The 1,214-nt window shown below is 54.4% G+C and carries 1 protein-coding gene and 1 pseudogene; both read left to right on the top strand.

What is annotated here, in order from left to right; genetic code table 11:
• Positions 1 to 441, top strand: a 441-nt coding sequence (locus Q4P78_RS09010) for a LysE family transporter (RefSeq protein WP_303340034.1), incomplete at its 5' end; no start/stop codon positions are given.
• 6 nt (positions 442 to 447) lie between these two features.
• Positions 448 to 1,023, top strand: a pseudogene (locus tag Q4P78_RS09005) (DUF4924 family protein).
• Positions 1,024 to 1,214: the final 191 nt, after the last annotated feature.

The following is a 1,214-nucleotide window of genomic DNA, read 5'->3' as shown; positions in this document are numbered from 1 at the left end:
ATTGACAAGCCGCAAAACATATTCTGGCTCAAGCTGGTGGGCAGTGCCATGCTCTTCATATTCGGCCTATACATGGTACGCACGCATCCGCGCAAGTTTCGGAAAAGCAAATCGAACGGCAAGAACACCCTGCTGCACAACTTCACTACGGCCTTTCTGCTCACGGTGTCGAACCCGCTCATCATCTTTCTGTTCCTGGCCCTGTTCAATATGCTCACCTTCGTCATTCCCGGCAACCTGTTCTCGCAGTGCGTGGGCTACCTGTCGATTGTGGCTGGGGCCATGCTCTGGTGGCTGGGCCTTACCTACGTGATAGACCGTATGCGCTCCAGCTTCGGACTGCGGGGCATTGTGCGACTTAACAATACCATCGGCATTATCGTACTGGTGGCCTCGGTAATTTATGCCATCACCACCCTGTTCAATTTATCGCTCTATTAAGGAAAGATGATTATCGCTGACAAACTGAAAACGACCAACCGGGCCGAATACCTGCTGTATATGTGGCAGGTGGAGGACTTGCTGCGCGCCTACGGGCTGGATGCCGACCGCATAGCCCGGGAATACGTGGCACGCTTCACCCTCAATGAGACACAGCGCAAGGCTACGGAGCAATGGTATGCCGACCTGTGCGAAATGATGCGCAGCGAAGGAAAGGCGCAGGGCGGACACCTGCAAATATGCCAAAACATTTTGCAGGAACTCACCGAGCTGCACACGGGACTGCTGCGCTCCAGCCATTTTCCTTAATACCGGTAAATGTACTACAATGTGCTGCCCTACATTGTGGAGCTGCGCGCCAAGCAGCGGGCCGAAACGCACAGCACGGACTGCACGACGCTGCCAGAAGAGCCTGAGCTGCAAACGTGCTTCAACCTGCTGTACGGCGTGATGATGCTGCGCCTGCAACACAAGCCCATTACCCCTGACACCGAGAAGGCCGCCAAAGACGTGTCGGTGCTGCTGGGACAATTATCTGACTACTACTTTAAAGACAAGGCCACTCCCCTGGAACTTGACTAAGGCCCACGGCCTACATTTTCCGGAGGAGACCCCTAACCCCTATTAGTATATATGACACACCTATTAGTGACCGGGTGCAACGGCCAGCTGGGCAATGAGCTGCAACTGCTCGCGCCCAAATATGAGGACGAATGCGTGTTTCACTTCACCGACATTGGCGAACTGGACATTACGGACCGCAAGGCGGTGTA

The sequence above is a fragment of the Rothia sp. (in: high G+C Gram-positive bacteria) genome (genome assembly GCF_030540545.1).
Lineage (GTDB): Bacteria > Actinomycetota > Actinomycetes > Actinomycetales > Micrococcaceae > Rothia.
The sequence above is the reverse complement of the archived record's forward strand: the minus strand, read 5'-3'. Positions and strand labels throughout refer to the sequence as shown.